A 293-nucleotide genomic window follows, 5' to 3' on the forward strand; every position below is an offset into this window, starting at 1 on the left:
CGCAAAGCAACGCTGGCAGGCTTTCTGGCCGCGTGCGCCGCGTGCGCATGGTTTTCGGGCAAAGCACAACTGCGGCCGAAGTCATGATCTGGGGCAGCCTGATGTCCTTCTTCAACTTAGGCGCATGGGGCGTTTTGTACACCTACACCCCTGAACTCTACCCCTTGCGCTTCCGTGCCTTCGCATCCGGCTGGGCAGGCGCCATCGGGCGCGTCGGCGGTATACTCGCCCCCATGGTAGTGGCGGCGATGGTGGGCAATAGTGGCGGCTTCGGCAATATCTTTATGATGTTT

At 60.8% G+C, this 293-nt stretch carries 1 pseudogene; it reads left to right on the forward strand.

Annotated elements, in window-relative coordinates:
• Nucleotides 1-293, forward strand: a pseudogene (locus tag ACTHS3_RS17665) (MFS transporter); the annotation flags it as partial.

The sequence above is a fragment of the Neisseria sp. P0009.S007 genome (assembly GCF_051962515.1).